The following is a 19,864-nucleotide window of genomic DNA, read 5'->3' as shown; positions in this document are numbered from 1 at the left end:
TTATTTCCAATTTATCATTTTTTTAACCTTTTCAAGTTGACCTTATAAATAAATACAAACAATATTAGATACAAGAAGTCTATTATTATCGACCAGTAAAAATAAACAATATTGTTTGATCTATAAAAATCAGCGATATAAGAAAATGGCAATAATCTACTGACTATTTTCAGTACTGATGGATACAAATTGGTAGAGAAATAAATACCAGTAAATAATAATCCATATGAACCGATAAAATTTGAGAAGAGGAATGGATTATTTGTACCCATTGAAATAGCAATAGACAAAACTCCAAAAACTATCCCTGTAAATACGCATAGGATTGCCGATATTATAAAGGCTCTTATATTTTGAATATCGAGATGAAAAATAATATAAAAAGGTATCAAATTAAAAAAGATTGAAAACAGACCAACTATCATTCCAACTAAACATTTATTAATCCAATAATAACCTGAAAATGGATTTAAAATAATTTCTTGAGCAAATATTTTTGAACTTAACTCCGTTATAAAAGATCTAGTCATTGAAGTAATGATGATTATCATAGCCGTTATAAATATTGTTACCATTATAGTGTTATAACTACTGTTTTGATTAGCAGTCAAATATGTATTTCCTAATAGAAAAAAGAATAATACACTAAAAAATGGCAAAATTAGAAATTGGACTAAGAATGTCTTGATATTATCAAATATCCCAATTGATTTTAATACAACTATCATTTATATTAGCTCCAATTTCCCATTTTTATAAGAACTAAAAATATATTTTGAAATTATTGTTTCAAATAAAATCCATATAATTACGGACGTCAAAAATTGAATTAGGAATTGGAAATTAACCCCTGACTGCATAATTTTCAATGGTGCTGAGATTGGTATCAACCAGGAAATTAAATGATTTAAATAGGTGGGAATTACTTTTAATGGGAATAATCCAGATATTATAAGAATTGGAAACAACAAGAGTTCCTCATATATCTGAGCATTTCTGCTCAATACAAATATAAACGAAATAAGTATTGATATAACGACTGCTCCTATCCAAAACAAAACTACCCCTAAAATTTCTGAGTAATTTAGTTCAATTCCATGACCTAATAAGATCGACAATATATAAGATATTGGAAAAGACAATAGCCCAATTATACTAGTGGGTACAATCACTGTGATTATAGACTTAATATCACTAATATTATTATTTAATATATATAAAAGTGTTCCTTGATATCTTTGATAACCTATAGCTCCTGCACTTAATATACAAGAACTCCATAATCCGATTATTGCTGATCGTAGAAATATATAATTAAAATCGATATTTTTTGCTTGAAAGGTTATAACATATTGAAGTAAGAAAAATGATACCGTTTGATTAAACACATTCCAGAAATAAAATCTCTCTTTCAATATTTGTTTTAAGTGGAAGTTTAATATTTGAAGTGTATTCATATTTTATACCCTTTTCAATTCATCAGAAATTTGTAAATACGTTTCTTCCAGTGATAAATTTTCATCAACACCAACAAATTTCTTAAACTCAGATGTTGGACCGTTATAATAAACTTCCCCTGATCCAATAACTATTAATTGATCTGCTAAGCGTTCGACTTCAGACATAGTATGACTAGTCAGAATTATTGCCCTATCTTTGGACAAAGATTTTTGAATATTATTTTGTAAATCTCTAGCAGATTCTACATCTAAGCCAGAAGTCGGCTCATCCAACATCAATAGTTTTGGACTTCCTAATAAAGCACGTGCTATCTGTAGTCTCTGCTTCATACCTTTTGAATATTGATAAACATTTTCATTTTTGACATTAGTTAAATTTACTAATTCCAAAACTCTATCAATTTCAGCAGTTTGATCTTTCCTGGGAATTTTTTTCAAAGCAGCGAAAAACTTTAAATTTTGATAGGCAGTAGATCTATCATAAAATCCATTTTCTCCACCTAAAGAGATTCCGACATTGATATTCTGTCGATTTGAAGAATATGATTTCTTATCACCAGCTATAAATACTTCTCCAGAAGTAGGTAACAAATATCCACCTATTATCTTGATTGTTGTGGTTTTTCCCGCACCGTTTGGTCCAATTATCGCAGCTATGGAACCTGTACTTATATCAAAAGATATATTATCAACCGCTTTAAAAGTTGATCCGTTATTTTTAAAAGATTTACTCAAATTTTTTACCGAAACTATATTATTCATATAATTCACCCCAATGAATTAGAATATCTTGACTCTATAGTTAATCAGTAAACAATAAAATGCAAATATATTTATTTTATAAACAAAAAAGCCTAGAGAATATTCTCTAGGCTTTTATTATTCCCACTCAATTGTTGAAGGTGGCTTACTTGTAATGTCATACACTACACGGTTGATATGATCAACTTCATTGACCATTCTTACTGAGATAGCTTGTAAAACATCCCAAGGTATTTGAGCAAAGTCAGCAGTCATTCCATCAATTGAATTAACTGCGCGAATACCGATTGTATAATCGTATGTTCTTCCGTCACCCATGACACCTACTGAGCGAATTCCAGGTAGAACTGTGAAATATTGCCAGATTTCTTGATCTAGTCCAGCTTTTTTGATTTCCTCACGTAGAACTAAGTCACTATCACGTACTACTTTAAGTTTTTCTTCGGTAACTTCACCGATAACACGAATTCCTAATCCAGGTCCTGGGAATGGTTGTCTCCATACTAGATCATGAGGCATACCCATTTCTTCGCCAAGCGCACGAACTTCATCTTTAAACAATGTGTTTAGAGGTTCGATTAGTTTGAATTGCATATCTTCAGGAAGTCCACCTACGTTATGATGTGACTTAATTGTTTGAGCTGTACTTGTTCCAGATTCGATAATATCTGTATATAAAGTTCCTTGAGCTAGGAATTCCATTCCATTTAGTTTTGATGCTTCATCATCAAATACTTGAATGAATTCATTTCCAATAATTTTACGTTTCTTTTCAGGGTCTGTAACGCCTGCTAATTTATCTAAGAAGCGTTTTTGAGCATCTACTTTAATAATATTTAGTCCAAATTTACCTTCTAGACTAGCCATTACTTCATCTGCTTCGTTCTTTCTTAAAAGACCGTGATCAACAAAGATACATGTCAATTGATCACCGATAGCTTTATTTAACAGTACACCCACAACAGATGAATCTACTCCACCAGATAATCCTAGAAGAACTTTTTTATCACCAACAGTTGAACGAATTTCTTCAATTTGTTGATTGATAAAATCTTCCATAGTCCAATTTGATTCTGCTTCACAGATATCAAATGCAAAGTGCTTTAGAATATCCATTCCGTATTCTGTATTGCGAACTTCTGTATGGAATTGAACACCGTACATTTTACGTTCATTGTTTCCAATGGCACTGATAGGAGCATTCTTGCTGGTAGCAATAACATCAAATCCTGCAGGTGCTTCGCGAACTAAATCACCATGTGACATCCAAACAACTTGATCTTTTGGTAAGTCTTTGAAAAGTGGTGAATCTTGTTTTAGAACCTCAATATCAGCTTTTCCGTATTCACGATTATCAGCTGATTCTACCTTACCACCAAGGTTATATGACATAAGTTGCATTCCATAACAAATACCTAGCATAGGTATACCCAAATCATAGATTTCTTGATCTAGTGTGAATGCATCCTTGTCATAAACACTCATTGGGCCACCTGAAAGGATAATACCTTTAGGATTAATTTCTTTAATTTCTGCTGCTGTAATAGTGTTTGGTAATAACTCAGAATACACCCCAATATCACGAATACGGCGAGTAATCAGTTGATTATATTGACTACCATAATCCAAAACAATAATGCTATCTGCTTCTGGCCAGTTTTTGCTCAAATCATTGTCCCCCTTGAAAGAATTGTTCTAATAATTGTATATGAAATAAGACTTTTTGTCATCATTTATACAAAAAAAGACCTCAAAAGGGTCTTTTTACCAAATATTGACGCGATCTGCTTCATCAAGCCACATTGCATCTCCTGGTTTGATATCGAATGTTTTGTAGAAATCATCAAAATTTTGTACAGCAACATTTCCTCTAATTGGTGCTGGTGCATGAGGATCAACAGTTAATAGTATATTTGCATGATCATTGGTTGTCTTATATCTCCAAGCCTTCTCCCATGATTCAAAGAACTCTTTAGCACTAAAATCACTTTCCTTTTGAGCTGCTGCAAATGCGACATTAAGACCACCATTGTCTGCAATGTTCTCGCCAACAGTTTGATATCCATCAACTGTTCCGTCTGCATAAGGAATACCATCATATTCATTTGCCATATTATCAACTAGTTCTTGGAACTTAGACTGATCTTCTTCTGTCCACCAATTATTATAGTTTCCATTAGCATCGAACATTGCCCCACTATTATCAAAAGCATGTGTTATTTCATGTCCGATAACGGCACCAATGGCACCATAATTAGAACTACTTGATTGAGATGATGAGTAAAATGGACTCTGTAATATAGCTGCTGGAATAGTTACATCGTTATTTTGTGGATCATACTGTGCATTTACTTGAAAACTAGGCATGGTCCATTTTGACTTGTCGAATGCTCTATTATAGTCGGAAATCATACTTTCCTGACTTGCTTTATTTAAATCCTTTATAACATTGTATAAAGATTCATCTTGAGAAATTTTAACCTTACTATAGATGTCATCAACATTATCAGGATAAGCAACTTTAAGTTTAATGTTATTCAATTTTGTAATAGCATTTTTCTTAGTTGCATCACTTAACCAAGTATTGTTTTGTAGACGGTCTTTATAGACAGACAAGATATTATCTATTAATTTTGTAGCATCTGCTCTAGCTGATTCGCCAAAATAATTTTGTCCATAATATTGACTTAAAGTTTGATCAAACATCGAACTAGTCCAATCGTATACCATACTATCAAGACTAGGAAGTTCATCAAGACCACTAACTTTTTCTTCAAAAGGAGCTACTGCTTGAAGTGCATCTTCTCCCAAATACGCACCATCACTCATAGATGTTGTAACTATCATCCAAGATTTTAAATTGTCAAAATTCTTAAGACTAACAAGATTGTTGAATTTATTGTAGTAACTAGTATCAGAAACATCTATAACATTACTTTTATTTGTGAATAATGAATTTAAAAAATCTCCAACTTTTAAATTAGTAAAATTATCTACAAAATCACTATTTGAAACATAATTATAGGGTTTTGCATCAGTTGTATTATCTACATTATCCATGCTATTTGTAATTAAATTACTATAAATTTGGCGATCAAAGTCCATTGCTTGATCAACCATAGTAGAAGCTTCATCGCTGCTATATCCTAATAACTTAAGTAAATTAGTTGCTGATTCAGAATATCTAGAAAGCATGATAATTCCATCATCATTGTCTGTATCGTAATATGAAGAATCCGGCAAAATATTTGCGGCTGGTGAAAAGTTTAGAACAACTTGGTTGGAATTATTATAATTTGCCTCAAGACTATAATTGAAGGGCAAACTAATATTGTCGTTGCTTAATTCAAGTAATGCATTATTTAAATCGTCATAATTATTTAAAGCAGCAACTTTTTGTAAGTCAGCATTAATGTCACTATAATTTTTATCTGTGTCTTTATTTCCAGTTGTTGCTAATTTGTAAAAATCGACAGCTTGTTGGATTTGTGAACTTGTAACTTTTTGATTACCATTGGCCATATTTTCCAAAGATGACATCATCTCTTTATCAATGTTATCTTGAATTTCATCCATAGCACCAGTAGACGCCTGGCCTTCGGGTATTTGAGCAGAACTTAACCATTGACCGTTGACGTTGTAATAAAAATTTTCTTGTGGTGTTGCGGTTGATGGATCAACACTCCAGTCACCACCGGCATATTGATCATCTGATGTAACTTGACTAGTTGTGTCTTGATCAGTTGTTGTTTGATCATCTGAGACAGCTACATTGTTGTCATTACTTACAACTGCTACCTTTGGATCTTGTATAACAGTCTCAGCATTTACTGTTTGTATCTCTACAGACAGCCCCAATATAATTGCTAATGCTGTACCACAAATGAATATACTCCCCTTGTGCTTCATAATTAATACCCCCATTAATTTATTAAAGTTATAATTTATATTTTATTCCTCGCTATACGTAAAAACAAATATATTAATAAAAAAGGCTGCTCAATGAGCAACCTTTTACCAAATAGTAATTCTTTTTTCAGGATCAAGCCACATAGCATCACCCTTTTTAATATTATATGTTTTATAAAAATCATCCATATTCTGTAACGTTACATTAACACGAACAGGTCCTGGGATATGTTCATCCATAATTGCATACATTTGATCAATTATAGGAAGTGCACTGTACTGCCATGATTTTGCCCATGACTCGAAGAATTTATTGATATTAAAATCAGGTTGTTTTTTTGCGACATCTAAAGCAATTACTAAGCCGCTATTATCTGCCATATTTTCACCAACTGATTTATAGCCATCTAATACAGTAGAATTATAAGGGATATTATTGTATTCAACAGACATTTTTTGGACAATATCTTGGAAATTAGCGAAATCATTATCTGTCCACCAATTGTTTAAATTACCATCTGCATCATATAATGCCCCGATATTATCGAATGCATGAGAAATTTCATGACCAATAGTTGCTCCCAGTGCACCGTAATTTTCACTAGAGTTTCCATCAACATCGTAAAATGCTTTAGAAATTTGTGCTGAAGGTATTGTTATCTCATTTCTTGATGAATCGTACTGGGCGTTTACTTCATAGCTCCCCATTGTCCAAATAGATCTATCAACTGGTTTACTAAAACTTTCGATACTATTTTCAATATCGATTTGATTTAAATTATCAATAATCGTTATAAGTGGAATATATTGATCAAAATTAACATCTGAGTAACTATCAGTCACTTGAGTTGGATATCCAATCTTGATTGCCATTTTATTAAGTTTAGCAATTGCATTGTTTTTGGTTGATTGACTAAGCCAAGTATTACTTTCTAACCTATGAGCAAATGCCTGGTTAATATCGGTAACCATTTTGGTAGCACCGGCAATAGTTTGATCTGATGTGTATTTAGATCCATAATAATTACTTAAAATAGACCCATAGTAATTATACAAATTTTCATTTGCGAAATCTTCTGAATCTTGCGCATCAAATTCAGAATATAAATTGTTATTATGATAAATTTGTTGTGCCTTTGATCCTAATAACTCAGCATTTTGAACTAGATTATTAACAACCATCCATGATTTCATTTCATCAAATGTATTTGGATTTATCAAATCATTTATATGTCTGTAACCTTCCAAATCATCGATAGAAAATCTTGAACCAGTAGCACCATATGTTTCTGTTATTAATTTGTTTATATCTAAACTATCGAAGTTATTGATAAAATCATCTGAATTAACTGTATAATCTGGTACTGGTTGAGCAGCTAGATCATTTTGAAAAATATCCTGATTGGTATTCTTTGCTAGTAGCTCATCATACTTCATGGCTTTAGCCACTATGTTATTTGCAGTGATTGAGTCATAGCCAATTAAACCCAAAAGCTTATTAGACATTTGAGCATATATAGACATCCCTATATTGGATTTATTAACCCAGTTACGTATTTGTTGAGGAAAAACTGGATATCCTGCTGCAAAGTGTAAAATGTACTGTGAACTGTCCTCAACACCAGCATCAGATCTTAAACTAAATGGTAAATTAAGACCAGATTTATAAAGTGCACTCAAATTATTGTTAAAGTCATCTATGTCCTTTAAGTCGTTAATTTGGTTAAGCTGCGACATCATTGCCTTATATGCATTAGGATCATCAACACCATATGTATTTTGAAGATAAGTATAAAATTCCACTGCATGTTTCATTCCGTCAGATACATCGTTAATTTGGCCACTTTGAATTTCCTGAATATCTGTATCAAGTTGGTCGCTCACATCCATCTGAGTATCTTGATTAATTCCAGTTTCCGGTTTGTCATCAGAAGCCTGATTATCTTCTAGCCACTGAGCATTAACATAATAATAGTAATTATTGTTAGGTGTTGCATCAGTAGGATCAATATTCCAATCTCCACCTGGATAAGTTATCTGATTGAAACTTCTAGTTTCAATAGTATTATTGTCTACTAGAGTGTTGTTTTGAACATTCTCCGTTGAAACCGTTGAATTATCAGCTGTTTCATCAGCGTATGCAGTATTCAAGGTTACAGATAACCCAAAAATTGCCGCAAGAACCCCTCCACAAATTAAAATAGAATTTTTATGTTTCATAATTATTCCCCTTTGCATTAATCCCATGCATAACTTTATTCTATGCTACACATAGCTCTAAAACAATTAAATTTATAAATAAAAATCAGGAGATTATTAATGTCTGATTCTAGAAGAAAACTTTCAAAATTTGTTGGTCAAAAAATCCTCTGTAGTGGAATTTTTAATAAACTAACACACAAACATAATAAAAATACCGGTAATACTAGTCCTGTTATCTTGCTTACTGATATTCACATCTTGAACAATGATTTTTCAAACAGGGATTTAGTAGCTGATCATGTGTGGATCAATGTCACAAAGGGAATGTTCCAGTATATTGATAAAGAATTATTTAATGGCGATTTAATTGTTTTTTCTGCTAAAGTTTCTACTTACAATATTGTTCGTGACGACGTTCTGCAAAAACGTGACAACCTTTATCAGGAAATGAAACAAAAAAACGATATTGCATTTAAACAATACCGTGAGAAATATCTAGATTGGGAAGATGAATGGCAGACAATAAAAGATACTAATGATTATGTCTACCAAGAATATACAAAAGGAAATTACACCTTTGATGAGATGCAAAAAATTCAAAAACAAAACATCAAAGCTTATCAGAATAGACGCCCAAATCTTGATTCAACCAGCAAAAAGCAGCAAAAACAATTTGAAAAATCTCAAAGAGAACAACAAGATTTAAAGCTAGTGGACTATCAACTACAAGAAATTAACATTCCCAAGAAATATGTAAATAAATTCAAACTAAAAAGAGTCTACTATGGTTGGGAACGTCAAAAATACGATAATAAACGTATGAATGAAACAAAATATACAAAGTACTTAGCAGCTCGTAGCATGGCTTACTATGACAAAAAGCCCTATGACAAATTTTCCCGCAAATAACTTCTTACCACTCTTCTTTAAACTCAGCTATAAAATCTTCCATGAATGCTGTACGTTTAGCAGCAATTTTTTTACCACTATTTGTGTTCATCAAATCTTTTAGCTTGAATAGTTTTTCATAAAAATGATTAACACTAGTACTTTTCTGACTTCGATATGTTTCTTTATCGAAGTCTTTTTTTATATTAATTTCTGGATCATAAATCAAATTTCCTTTGTGTCCACCATAAGCAAATGCTCTAGCAATTCCAATGGCACCCAGCGCATCTAAGCGATCAGCGTCTTGAACGTATTGACCAATTGTAGATAATTTCTTCTTATTTTTGAGATTATCGGAATAAGACATGTTTAATATAATATCCATAACCGCATCTACATCCACATGATTATCGACTAAGAATTTTTCAACTTCTTTAATACGAATATCTTTGCTTTCAGTTAATTTATCATCAATCACATCATGCAAATAACTAGCTGAAAGAAGTATCTTCACTTCTTCTTCAGACAATGTTAATTTATCGAAATTTACTAATTTTTTAGCCATTTTTGCGACTCTTTTAGAATGATAAACATCATGACCAGTTGGATCTTCACTCATATATTTTTTTATAAATTGAACTAACTTGTTTTCGATATCCATCAATTATTACCTCATTAGGTATATTCTATCATTTAATATTTAATCAATTTATTTATACAATAGTAATTACTACTATACATTTTATATAAATACGGTATTATGTAGTAAATAAGAAATACAGGTGTTCGCTTTTTGTGAACATAGTATTAGGGGGGGTTCAAAATGGACGAAAAAGAATTAAATAGAAGCCTGACATCCCGTCAAATGCAGATGATTGCACTTGGCGGAACAATTGGTGTTGGACTATTCATGGGATCAGCTTCAACTATTAAATGGACTGGTCCATCAGTATTGCTTGCCTACGCTTTAGCAGGAGCAATTCTATACTTAGTTATGAGAGCATTAGGGGAAATGCTATACGTTGATCCATCAACTGGTTCATTTGCTAAGTTTGCCACAGAATATATTCACCCTCTTGCAGGTTATTTGACTGCATGGAGTAATGTTTTTCAATACTTAGTTGTTGGTATCAGTGAGGTTATCGCGGTTGGTACATATCTAGCCTTTTGGTGGCCAAATCTTCCGCACTGGATTGCTGGTGTAGTTGTTGTTGTAACACTTTGTATCGCTAACTTAGTAACAGTTAAAGCTTATGGGGAACTAGAATTTTGGTTTGCTTTAATAAAAGTTGTAACAATTATTCTAATGATTGTTCTAGGTTTACTAGTTATTGTATTTGGTTTTGGTAACGGTGGACATCCTGTCGGTATCAGTAATCTTTGGACACATGGTGGTTTCTTCACTGGTGGTGTCAAAGGATTTATCTTTGCTTTATCTATCGTTGTTGCTTCATATCAAGGTATCGAAGTTATCGGTATTACAGCCGGTGAGGCCGAAAATCCACAAGCAAATATTATCAAGGCCATCAAATCAATTGTTGGTAGAATTTTAATATTCTATATAGGTGCTATTTTTGTTATCGTATCTATTTATCCATGGGATCAATTAGATACAATGGGATCACCTTTTGTCGAAACATTTGCAAAAGTTGGTATCACATTTGCCGCTGAAATTATTAACTTTGTTATGTTAACAGCTGCTATGTCTGGCTGTAACTCTGGTATCTTTAGTTCAAGTAGAATGCTGTTCACTCTTGGTGAAGAACATCGTTTACCAAAAGTATTTACAAATCTTTCAAAAAATAAAGTTCCATATGTATCAGTTATAGCTATTTCAGTTGGTATTTTAATCGGTTTAATTTTGAATTATTTATTACCACTTATTTCTCACACATCAGGTAACGTCTTTGTTATTGTCTACAGTTCCAGTGTCTTACCAGGTATGGTTCCATGGTTTGTTATTTTAGTTTCTGATTTAAAATTCAGAAAATTGCACCCTGATCAATTAAAGGGACATCCCTTTAAAATGCCATTCTTCCCAGTTGCAAACTACTTAGCAATTGTCGCACTGGCAATCATTCTAATCTTCATGTTCCTAAATCCTGAAACAATCGTCTCATTACTAGTTGGTGTTGTCTTCTTAATTGTTATGACAATCATTTTCTTTGTAAAAGAAAGACGTGCAAATTAAAAAAAGCCTACCCTTATGGGTAGGTTTTTTTTATATATTATCTATATGATAACTTGCCATACGTTTGATGATATCAGTATCATTATGTGAAAAGAATAAACTTTCTTGTTTGATGCTAGATATTTTTTGTTTATCGTCATCATCTAATTCAAAATCAAATATATCAAAATTCTCTCTCATTCTATCTTCATGTGTTGATTTAGCTAAAACAACAATATCTTGCTCAACTAACCAACGTTCAATGACTTGCGCAATTGACTTATTGTACTTGTCGCCAATAGACTGCAATACTTCATTACTAAAGATATTATTCTTTCCTTCAGCAAATGGTGCCCATGCTTCTAACATGATTCCTTCTGCCTTAAAAGCTTCAATTGCTTCCTTTCTTTGATAAAAAGGATTGATTTGGATTTGATTCATTTGTGGAGTAACTTTATTGAATTCTGCTAGATCAACTGTTTTATCAATTGAAAAGTTGGATACTCCAATTGCACGAATTTTTCCTTCTTCTTGCAATTCTTCTAAAGCGCGCCATGCACCGTAAGAATCGTTATATGGTTGGTGTAATAGAACCATATCAATATAATCTAAATTCAACTTTTTAAAAGACAATTCCATTGAATCTTTTACACCTTGATAACTAATGTTTTGAACCCAAACTTTTGTAGTTACAAAAATTTCAGAACGGTCAATTCCGGAATTATTTATAGCTTTTCCGACTGCTTCTTCATTTTGGTAACCTTGAGCAGTATCAATATGTCTGTAACCCACTTTTAGAGCACTTGCAACTGAAGCCTCTGCTTCTTTAGGATCAGTTATTTGATATGTTCCAAAACCTAGAATTGGAATTTCAACACCATTGTTTAACTTTACATTTTTCATAGATTAATCCTTCAAGATAATTGGAAATATTAGCACTAAATTTATTATAGTCAATTATTTCGTCCCGGTATGAACAGCTGCAGCTCCAAAAAATAGTTTTTGATATTCTACATTTTTAAAATTAATCTCAGAAAATAACTCACTTAACTGATCAGCTGATAAAAATTCTTCAGCTGTATTCTTCAAATAGGCATAATTATCATAATTATTAACTAGTAACTTAGAGAAAATTGGTACCATAGCAAAATACATTTTCCAAAGAGGTTTTACTATTAAGTTATCTGGCTTAGAAGTCTCCAAACAAACAACTTTTCCATTTTCATGAACAGCTTTTTTCATTTCTTGTAGCACAGCTTGAGCATCTGGAACATTTCTCAAACCAAATCCTATCGTGGCAACATCAAAATAATTTTCTTCTACAGGCAAATTCATAGCATCACCCTCAATTAGAGTTATTCTGTCATCCAATCCTTGTTTGATGATTTTCCTACGTGCAATTTCAATCATTTCAGGACTAATATCCACACCATAGACATGACCTGATGGACCTACTAATTTTGCCAATTCAATTGTCCAGTCACCAGTACCACAACAAACATCGAGTGCAATTTGACCTTCTGTCAAATCTATTGGAACCATGGATTTTTTGCGCCATTTTTTCTGCATTCCTAATGTTATAACATTGTTCATACGATCGTAATTTTTCGCTACTTCATTAAAGATATCTCGTACATCTGAAGTTGGTGTTTTATTAGTAATAGTCATTTTTATAACCACCTATAATTTTGCTTATACAAATTATAGTCTGTTATTAATGAAACGTCTAAGTTATTTTGGAAAATTTGTTTATTTGGCGTAATATTATTTACGAGGTATTTATAATGTCTAAATTTCCAATTTACGAAAGAACTCTATTTGCCCAGATATTAGCAATTACCGCTGGGGGAATTGATACATACACTTATTTAACACATAATGGTGTCTTTGCCACTATGCAAACAGGTAACCTAATTTTACTGGGTATCAATCTAGCACAGCTCAAATTTGGGGATGCTTTTAACCATTTGTGGCCGATTTTAATTTTCTGTTTAGGTGCAGCTATTACTACACTTCTTCAGTTAAAAATTCACAATAAAAAAGTTCGTCATCAATCAAATGTAATGATATTTGAAATAGTAGCTTTGCTAATTGTTGGTATTATAACTAATTTTGTACCCATTATTGTTACTAGTTTAATCGTATCTTTCACAGCAGCAGTACAATTTGTTACTTTTAATAAATTGCACGATATGCCACTAAATACTCTAATGATGACCGGAAATATTAAAAACGTTGGTCAATTCTTCGTTAAGGGGTTTGTCGAAAAAGATCCCAAGTTTATTCGTCGAAGTTGGCGAACAATTAGGGTAATTAGTTCCTTTTTTATAGGAATAATCATCAATGCTGTATTGGTTCATTATGTTGGTAATTACGCTATTTTCTTTGATGTTGTTATCTTGTGTTCTGCGCTCTTCATGCTGTTGAAAGAAAGAGCATCTGTATAAACAAAAAGACTATCTACTAAGTATAGATAGTCTTTTTTATTATTCTCTAGAATAGTTCGGAGCTTCTTTAGTTATAGTTACATCATGTGGATGTGACTCAGTTAAACCTGCATTTGAAATTTGGATAAATTGTGCGTCTTGTAGTGAAATTAAATCACCAGCTCCAACATATCCCATTCCTGATCTAACACCACCAAGTAATTGATAAATCACATCGCCAACAGCACCTTTTGCTGCAACTCGACCTTCAATTCCTTCAGGAACAAGCTTTTTAGCTTCGTTGACACCGCTTTGGAAGTATCTATCTGATGAACCTTCAGACATAGCGGCTAAACTACCCATTCCACGGTAAGATTTGAATCTTCTTCCTTGGAAAACTTCAAATTCTCCGGGTGATTCGTCAGTTCCAGCTAGCATTGATCCTAGCATTACAGCATTTCCACCGGCTGCCATTGCTTTGACAATATCTCCTGAAAACTTGATACCACCATCAGCAATAATTGTTTTGCCATATTCTCTTGCAACACTTGCTGCATCATAAATTGCTGTAAGTTGAGGTACACCAACACCGGCAACAATTCTTGTTGTACAAATAGATCCTGGTCCTATACCTACTTTTACAACATCAACACCAGCATCATACAATGCACGAGTACCCTCAGAAGTCGCTACGTTACCAGCAATTAGAGTAGCTTCGGTGAATGTATCACGAATTTCAGCTATCTTCCTAAGAACACCAGCTGAATGTCCATGAGCTGTATCGATAACAATTGCATCTGCTCCTGCATCTAACAGTGCCTTAGCACGGTCAAATGTGTCACTTGTCACACCAACCGCTGCCGCTACTAGCAATCTACCATATGTATCTTTGGCAGCATTAGGAAATTCTTGAACTTTTTCAATATCCTTAATAGTTATTAAACCACCAAGTTTTCCATCTTCAGAAATTAATGGTAGTTTTTCAATACGATTCTGTTGAAGAATAGCATTTGCTTCCTCAATACTTGTTCCAACTGGTGCTGTAACTAATGTTTCATGTGTCATAACTGAATCGATAGATACTGAGTAATCATCGACAAATCTCAAATCGCGATTTGTTATAATTCCTACTAGTTTTTGATCTTCGATATTTGAAACAATCGGAACACCACTAATATGATATTTGTGCATAAGCTCATCTGCCTCTGCAACAATAGAATCTGCTGTCAAAAATACAGGATCTACAATAACACCATTTTCAGAACGCTTAACTTTCTGAACTTCTTCAGCTTGTTTTTCAATGGACATATTCTTATGAATAACACCTAGTCCACCTTGTCGAGCCATAGCTATAGCCATATTAGCTTCAGTAACCGTATCCATACCTGCACTAATAATTGGAGTTTTCAAAAGAATATTCTTAGCTAACTGCACTGAAAGATCCACATCATTTGGCAGAACATGACTTTCCGCCGGAACTAATAAAACATCATCAAAAGTAAAACCCTTACGATCAAATTTTGTTTCCCACGCTGACATACCCTATCTCCCATCTTAATTAAAATTTACCTTATGATATAGGTTTTTTTGGACTAGGTCAATTTATAACCTATCTTTAAATAATTACGTTCTTTTTCCAATTATTGATTTTAAAAAGGTATAATATAAACTAATAATTTCTAGGAGGGCATTATGAATTTAACAATTTTTATCTTAATCGCACTTATTGGTATCGAGCACATACTTTTTGCAGGTTTGGAAATTTTTGCAAGTCCAAAGAGACAAGCCAGCGCTTTTGATATGGACGAAGAATTTTTGAATCAAGATGCAGCTCGTGTGGCACTTTCTAACCAAGGAATTTATAACTTTGCCCTTGGAGCAATGATAATTGCTACTATTTTTATTTTTACAGGACTTACATTTAAAGTTATTGCAGCAATGCTATTGTGTTTTGTATTCATCGTTGGAATTTTTGGAGGATTTACAGCTACACGTAAAATTTTCTTAGTTCAAGCATTACCAGCTTTCATTGTTCTAATAATGGTTATTTTTCTTCTTAAATTTTAGGATAGGTTATTAAAATGAAAAAAGATTCATTACTCAAAAGTTCCCTGTGGATTTCCATTAGTGGGATTTTTTCAAGAATTTTAGCAGTTGTGTACATCATTCCTTGGAACATTTGGATTGGACCTGTTGCGATTGCAGCAGCCAACACTATGTATGGGAAAGTCTATAATATTTACAATTTGTTTTTGATAATTGCTACCGCAGGAATTCCAGCAGCAATTTCCAAAGAAGTTGCTGCACATAATGCAGTGGGTAATTTTTACAAGAGTGAGAAACTCTTAAAAAAATACACTGCCTACATGACAGCAATTGGTATCATTCTTGCCGCAATAATGTTTTTTGGTGCAAAATACGTTGCAATTATACTTGCAGCGGGAGATATGCGTGTTGTTACACCAATTAAATATCTAAGTATCGCAATATTAATTATTCCGGCACTAGGTATTATGCGTGGATATATTCAAGGATATGCTTTTATCTCTTGGTCAGCCTTTTCTCAAGTTATTGAGCAAATTGTTCGAATAGCCTATATGCTATATGCAACTTACACAATCATGGTTCTTCAACACGGTAACTATAAATCAGCGGTTAACCAGTCAACTTTAGCATCATTTATCGGAGCTACAGTTGCTTATGTATTCCTGATTTGGATAAGATATCGAATTAGACATAGTATGACTAAAGAAGAGCGTGAAAGAAAAGTAGAAGATGACGGCATAGACGACATTAAGTTTTCTTCGATGTTAAAATCATCAGCGCCTTTCTTGCTAATTGATACAATTATGGTCGTTCTTCAACTATTCGATCAGACTACTTTTTCTCTAATTTATGAACACATACTACATGCTTCTCAAGATAAAATTGATTACTTATATTCAATATTCGGATTTCAGGCAAATAAAATCACTATGATTTTGGTTTCACTAGCTATATCAGTTTCATCATCTGTAATACCTGCTTTATCAGCAATGGTTGCTAAAAAAGTAGATAAAGAAATTTCCAAAGAGTTTATTCAAAAAATCATTATCTTCACTTTTTTCATTATTTTCCCTGCAGCAGTTGGTATGATTGCTGTTTCTAGTCAATTATGGACTGTATTCAATTATCATAATAATTTTGCTGCTCAAATTCTTGCAGCGTCATCTGTTCAAGCCATCTTCTATTGTTTATTTATGATTTTAGAGAATGTGCTTCAAGTAACAGATAATGTTCGTCAATCAATGGTTTACCTAGTTATAGCTTATGCAATTAAAATATTATTACAATTACCACTAACTATTTACTTAGGTGCCTTTGGACCTGTACTGGCATCAACTATTGCATTTGTAGTAGGTACTCTTCTTTCATTTAGAATAATTAACAAGCAATTTAAATTGATAGACCCATACCTATTAAAGAAGATTGGTTTAATAATTCTTGATGGATCGATAATGCTTTTAATAGTACTTGCATGTGATTATGGTCTAACTCTGATCATCAATGATACTACCAGAATACCTGCAACATTTGTGCTGGCTATTTCTGCAATTATTGGTGTTATAGTCTATGGACTGTTAGTTAAGAGAGATGGTTCACTAAAAATTCTTAGAGATATTAGGAATATTGAAATATATTAATAAAAATAATTAAATAATGGTTTGTACCTCCAATTTTCTAGTGTTACTCTTAAAACATCAGATTATTGGAGGTTTTTTTATGTTAGTAGGTAGTATTGAAGCAGGTGGTACAAAATTCGTATGTGCTGTTGGTGATGAAGACTATCGCATCAAGAATAGTATCAACTTCCCCACAACAACACCCAAGGAAACAATTCAACAAGCAATTGATTTCTTCAAACAATATGATATTGAAGCACTAGCAATTGCATCTTTTGGACCTATTGAGTTAAGAAAGAATTCACCTAAATATGGTTATGTTACATCAACACCTAAACCACACTGGTCAGACACTAATTTTGTGGGAATGATCAAGGAACAATTGAATATACCTATATTCTGGACTACTGATGTTAATGGTTCAGCATATGGTGAATATGTTATGTCTACTCTTACAAATGAAAAAATAGACTCTCTTGTTTACTACACTATTGGTACTGGCGTAGGTGGTGGAGCTATTTCAAATGGAGAATTCATCGGTAACGTTGGACATCCCGAAATGGGACACACTTTCTTGAAACGTCATCCTGAAGATTTGAATTTCAAAGGAATTTGTCCGTTCCATGACGACTGTTTAGAAGGATTAGTAGCTGGTCCTACCTTTGACGCACGTTTAGGTAAAAAAGGTAAAGATGTCCCTCTGACAGATAAAACATGGGATATCATGGCATACTACGTTGCACAGGCTGCCATTCAAGTTACTTTGATTTTACGTCCTGATAAAATCATCTTTGGTGGTGGTGTAGTTAGCGAAGGATTTTTAGAAAAAGTTCGTGATCAATTTAAAACATTACTTCATGACTACGTTGAAGTTCCTGATTTAGATAAATATATCGTGATGCCTTCAGTACAAAATAATGGTTCTGCTACGGTTGGTGATTTTGCTCTAGCTATCAGAGAATTAGAAAGTTAAACATAAAAAAAGAATCTTACCCAAAGGTAAGATTCTTTTTTTTATACATTACTTTTATTGACACGAATATCTGAAATAATATCATCTAAACTTATCAAACTCATCTCTCGTTCAGAAGCTGCCTGAACTTGAGCATACTTTGATTCCAGAACATCTTGAATATTTGCTCCAACCAAACAGTTGGGATTTGTATCTTCATCGACATGTAACAAACTTCCGGATTCATCAACAGCGCGATAAATATCCAATAAAGAAATATCACTAGGTTGACGTGACAATTTTGGTGATACTTTTCCAGGGCTAGTAATTAGAAGATCGGCGTTTGAAAGCTGTGACATGATCCTTCTAACTAAACTGGGATTTGACTCCATACTAGCTGCCATAATAGCACTTGAAGGATTTTCATCCTTGAATATTTCTATATATGAAAGAATATGCACCGCATCACTTAATCTATGTGGATATTTCATTTAAGTTCCTCTTTATTTAATTAATTCTTTTAGTTGTTCTGACAATGGTTCGATTGATCTACCAAGTACTTCTGTGATGTCAGCATCATTACCATCTAGTCCGCCTTCACGAATCATTGTTTGGAATGATGTCACAAGAAGAGCAGTTCCTTCATCCAAACCACTTTCTTTCAGACCATTAGTATACTGTTCGTCTGATACTTGTTCAATATCAAAATTGACTCCAGAAACTTCTTGCAATGCTTTAGCCATTTCACCATATGTAATTGCAGTTCCTGCAAATTCATAAATATCTTTAGTATTATCTGATGCTAAGACTTTTGCAGCAGCTTCTGAATAATTTCTTTCTAGTGTCCATCCAGCTTTACCATCTCCGGCAGAATATACAAACGGATTACCATTTAAAGCCCCGTTGATAGTTCCCATTTCGTTTTCTAGGTACCAATTGTTTCTTAAGAATGAATATGAGAAACCTGCATCTTTAATAAGTTTTTCTGTTTCACGGTGATCTGAAGCTAATGGATTCTTCGCTACATCAGCCTTAGGGAAACTAGTGTAAGCAACAAACTTAACTCCCGCAGATTTTGCAGCATTCACAACATTTCTGTGTTGATCAATACGTGCAACTTCTCCACCGGGTTGTGATGAAATAAATAGTAATCTATCTACTCCAGACAAAGCTTTACTCAACTCTGATTCGCTTGAATAGTCTGCTTGGCGTATTTCTATTCCTTCTGGCAAAAGCTTTTGAGCTTTTTCAGGATTTCTAACGATTGCTACAATATTTTCTAAATCTACTAATTGAGATAATTCTTTAACGGCATTCTTTCCAAATTTTCCTGTTGCTGCTGTAATTGCATATTTCATAATTATATTTTCCTCCAACTTGTTACTTTTAATGTAACTTGTGTTATTTATAGTAACACGTTAATTTTTTTATGC

At 32.9% G+C, this 19,864-nt stretch carries 17 protein-coding genes; 6 read left to right on the top strand and 11 right to left on the bottom strand.

Annotated features, from left to right (window positions below):
* Window positions 1-14: 14 nt before the first annotated feature.
* The 5 genes from EKN01_RS07010 to EKN01_RS06990 all read right to left on the bottom strand — a co-directional run bounded on the left by EKN01_RS07010 (window position 15) and on the right by EKN01_RS06990 (window position 8,351).
* Window positions 15-728 carry an ABC transporter permease gene (locus EKN01_RS07010; protein WP_129045574.1) on the bottom strand — a complete coding sequence of 238 codons (714 nt, stop codon included), beginning with the start codon at window positions 726-728 and terminating at the stop codon, window positions 15-17.
* Window positions 729-1,460: 732 nt separating this feature from the next.
* A complete protein-coding gene (locus EKN01_RS07005) occupies window positions 1,461-2,222 on the bottom strand; it encodes an ABC transporter ATP-binding protein (protein WP_129045573.1) in 762 nt (253 codons plus the stop codon).
* A gap of 117 nt (window positions 2,223-2,339) precedes the next feature.
* Window positions 2,340-3,890: a glutamine-hydrolyzing GMP synthase gene (gene guaA, locus EKN01_RS07000; RefSeq protein ID WP_129045572.1), complete on the bottom strand. Its 1,551-nt coding sequence runs from the start codon at window positions 3,888-3,890 to the stop codon at window positions 2,340-2,342.
* Between the two features lie 96 nt (window positions 3,891-3,986).
* The gene (locus EKN01_RS06995) at window positions 3,987-6,131 is read right to left on the bottom strand and encodes a M13-type metalloendopeptidase (RefSeq protein WP_164966382.1); all 2,145 of its coding nucleotides are present in this window, start codon (window positions 6,129-6,131) and stop codon (window positions 3,987-3,989) included.
* A gap of 105 nt (window positions 6,132-6,236) precedes the next feature.
* Window positions 6,237-8,351 (bottom strand): M13 family metallopeptidase, encoded by a 2,115-nt coding sequence (locus EKN01_RS06990; protein ID WP_164966381.1) that lies wholly within the window; start codon window positions 8,349-8,351, stop codon window positions 6,237-6,239.
* A gap of 99 nt (window positions 8,352-8,450) precedes the next feature.
* Between EKN01_RS06990 and EKN01_RS06985 the strand changes: the two genes are divergently transcribed.
* The gene (locus EKN01_RS06985) at window positions 8,451-9,242 is read left to right on the top strand and encodes a hypothetical protein (RefSeq protein ID WP_129045569.1); all 792 of its coding nucleotides are present in this window, start codon (window positions 8,451-8,453) and stop codon (window positions 9,240-9,242) included.
* A 4-nt stretch (window positions 9,243-9,246) separates the two neighbouring features.
* Here the strand turns inward: EKN01_RS06985 and EKN01_RS06980 are convergent, their stop codons facing one another.
* Complete coding sequence (locus EKN01_RS06980) at window positions 9,247-9,882, bottom strand: HD domain-containing protein (RefSeq protein ID WP_129045654.1); 636 nt, start codon at window positions 9,880-9,882, stop codon at window positions 9,247-9,249.
* 162 nt (window positions 9,883-10,044) lie between these two features.
* Here EKN01_RS06980 and EKN01_RS06975 point away from each other — a divergent pair, with 162 nt between their 5' ends.
* Window positions 10,045-11,412: an amino acid permease gene (locus EKN01_RS06975; protein ID WP_099974023.1), complete on the top strand. Its 1,368-nt coding sequence runs from the start codon at window positions 10,045-10,047 to the stop codon at window positions 11,410-11,412.
* Window positions 11,413-11,442: 30 nt separating this feature from the next.
* Here the strand turns inward: EKN01_RS06975 and EKN01_RS06970 are convergent, their stop codons facing one another.
* Together EKN01_RS06970 and EKN01_RS06965 are read right to left on the bottom strand one after the other, a co-directional pair.
* Window positions 11,443-12,294: an aldo/keto reductase gene (locus EKN01_RS06970; protein ID WP_129045568.1), complete on the bottom strand. Its 852-nt coding sequence runs from the start codon at window positions 12,292-12,294 to the stop codon at window positions 11,443-11,445.
* A 54-nt stretch (window positions 12,295-12,348) separates the two neighbouring features.
* A complete protein-coding gene (locus EKN01_RS06965) occupies window positions 12,349-13,059 on the bottom strand; it encodes a demethylmenaquinone methyltransferase (RefSeq protein ID WP_129045567.1) in 711 nt (236 codons plus the stop codon).
* A gap of 116 nt (window positions 13,060-13,175) precedes the next feature.
* On the opposite strand from EKN01_RS06965, the gene EKN01_RS06960 reads away from it, so the two are divergent.
* A complete protein-coding gene (locus EKN01_RS06960) occupies window positions 13,176-13,838 on the top strand; it encodes a YoaK family protein (protein WP_129045566.1) in 663 nt (220 codons plus the stop codon).
* Between the two features lie 39 nt (window positions 13,839-13,877).
* Here EKN01_RS06960 and guaB read toward each other — a convergent pair whose 3' ends face one another.
* Window positions 13,878-15,356 carry an IMP dehydrogenase gene (gene guaB / locus EKN01_RS06955; protein ID WP_129045565.1) on the bottom strand — a complete coding sequence of 493 codons (1,479 nt, stop codon included), beginning with the start codon at window positions 15,354-15,356 and terminating at the stop codon, window positions 13,878-13,880.
* A gap of 153 nt (window positions 15,357-15,509) precedes the next feature.
* On the opposite strand from guaB, the gene EKN01_RS06950 reads away from it, so the two are divergent.
* The 3 genes from EKN01_RS06950 to scrK all read left to right on the top strand — a co-directional run bounded on the left by EKN01_RS06950 (window position 15,510) and on the right by scrK (window position 18,452).
* Complete coding sequence (locus EKN01_RS06950) at window positions 15,510-15,884, top strand: DUF1304 domain-containing protein (protein ID WP_099974028.1); 375 nt, start codon at window positions 15,510-15,512, stop codon at window positions 15,882-15,884.
* 14 nt (window positions 15,885-15,898) lie between these two features.
* A complete protein-coding gene (locus EKN01_RS06945; protein WP_129045564.1) occupies window positions 15,899-17,500 on the top strand; it encodes a putative polysaccharide biosynthesis protein in 1,602 nt (533 codons plus the stop codon).
* Between the two features lie 79 nt (window positions 17,501-17,579).
* Window positions 17,580-18,452: a fructokinase ScrK gene (gene scrK, locus EKN01_RS06940; RefSeq protein WP_129045563.1), complete on the top strand. Its 873-nt coding sequence runs from the start codon at window positions 17,580-17,582 to the stop codon at window positions 18,450-18,452.
* Between the two features lie 41 nt (window positions 18,453-18,493).
* On the opposite strand, the gene EKN01_RS06935 is transcribed toward scrK, so the two are convergent.
* Window positions 18,494-18,922 carry an Rrf2 family transcriptional regulator gene (locus EKN01_RS06935; RefSeq protein ID WP_129045562.1) on the bottom strand — a complete coding sequence of 143 codons (429 nt, stop codon included), beginning with the start codon at window positions 18,920-18,922 and terminating at the stop codon, window positions 18,494-18,496.
* 12 nt (window positions 18,923-18,934) lie between these two features.
* Window positions 18,935-19,789, bottom strand: coding sequence for an SDR family oxidoreductase (locus tag EKN01_RS06930; protein WP_129045561.1), 855 nt, complete (start codon window positions 19,787-19,789; stop codon window positions 18,935-18,937).
* Window positions 19,790-19,864 lie beyond the last annotated feature (75 nt).

It is taken from the genome of Companilactobacillus metriopterae (genome assembly GCF_004117915.1).
Taxonomy (GTDB): Bacteria; Bacillota; Bacilli; order Lactobacillales; family Lactobacillaceae; genus Companilactobacillus; species Companilactobacillus metriopterae.
Note: the sequence above shows the minus strand (reverse complement) of the source record. Positions and strands in the feature narration are given on the sequence as shown.

What these genes read in the sequence shown, in the direction of transcription:
- EKN01_RS06945 (WP_129045564.1), top strand. Translation starts at nt 15,899, where the DNA reads ATGAAAAAAGATTCATTACTCAAAAGTTCCCTGTGGATTTCCATTAGT.
- EKN01_RS06975 (WP_099974023.1), top strand. Translation starts at nt 10,045, where the DNA reads ATGGACGAAAAAGAATTAAATAGAAGCCTGACATCCCGTCAAATGCAG.
- EKN01_RS06970 (WP_129045568.1), bottom strand. Translation starts at nt 12,294, where the DNA reads ATGAAAAATGTAAAGTTAAACAATGGTGTTGAAATTCCAATTCTAGGT.
- guaB (WP_129045565.1), bottom strand. Translation starts at nt 15,356, where the DNA reads ATGTCAGCGTGGGAAACAAAATTTGATCGTAAGGGTTTTACTTTTGAT.
- EKN01_RS06995 (WP_164966382.1), bottom strand. Translation starts at nt 6,131, where the DNA reads ATGAAGCACAAGGGGAGTATATTCATTTGTGGTACAGCATTAGCAATT.
- EKN01_RS06980 (WP_129045654.1), bottom strand. Translation starts at nt 9,882, where the DNA reads ATGGATATCGAAAACAAGTTAGTTCAATTTATAAAAAAATATATGAGT.
- EKN01_RS07010 (WP_129045574.1), bottom strand. Translation starts at nt 728, where the DNA reads ATGATAGTTGTATTAAAATCAATTGGGATATTTGATAATATCAAGACA.
- EKN01_RS06990 (WP_164966381.1), bottom strand. Translation starts at nt 8,351, where the DNA reads ATGAAACATAAAAATTCTATTTTAATTTGTGGAGGGGTTCTTGCGGCA.
- scrK (WP_129045563.1), top strand. Translation starts at nt 17,580, where the DNA reads ATGTTAGTAGGTAGTATTGAAGCAGGTGGTACAAAATTCGTATGTGCT.
- EKN01_RS06985 (WP_129045569.1), top strand. Translation starts at nt 8,451, where the DNA reads ATGTCTGATTCTAGAAGAAAACTTTCAAAATTTGTTGGTCAAAAAATC.
- EKN01_RS06930 (WP_129045561.1), bottom strand. Translation starts at nt 19,789, where the DNA reads ATGAAATATGCAATTACAGCAGCAACAGGAAAATTTGGAAAGAATGCC.
- EKN01_RS07005 (WP_129045573.1), bottom strand. Translation starts at nt 2,222, where the DNA reads ATGAATAATATAGTTTCGGTAAAAAATTTGAGTAAATCTTTTAAAAAT.
- EKN01_RS06935 (WP_129045562.1), bottom strand. Translation starts at nt 18,922, where the DNA reads ATGAAATATCCACATAGATTAAGTGATGCGGTGCATATTCTTTCATAT.
- EKN01_RS06965 (WP_129045567.1), bottom strand. Translation starts at nt 13,059, where the DNA reads ATGACTATTACTAATAAAACACCAACTTCAGATGTACGAGATATCTTT.
- EKN01_RS06950 (WP_099974028.1), top strand. Translation starts at nt 15,510, where the DNA reads ATGAATTTAACAATTTTTATCTTAATCGCACTTATTGGTATCGAGCAC.
- EKN01_RS06960 (WP_129045566.1), top strand. Translation starts at nt 13,176, where the DNA reads ATGTCTAAATTTCCAATTTACGAAAGAACTCTATTTGCCCAGATATTA.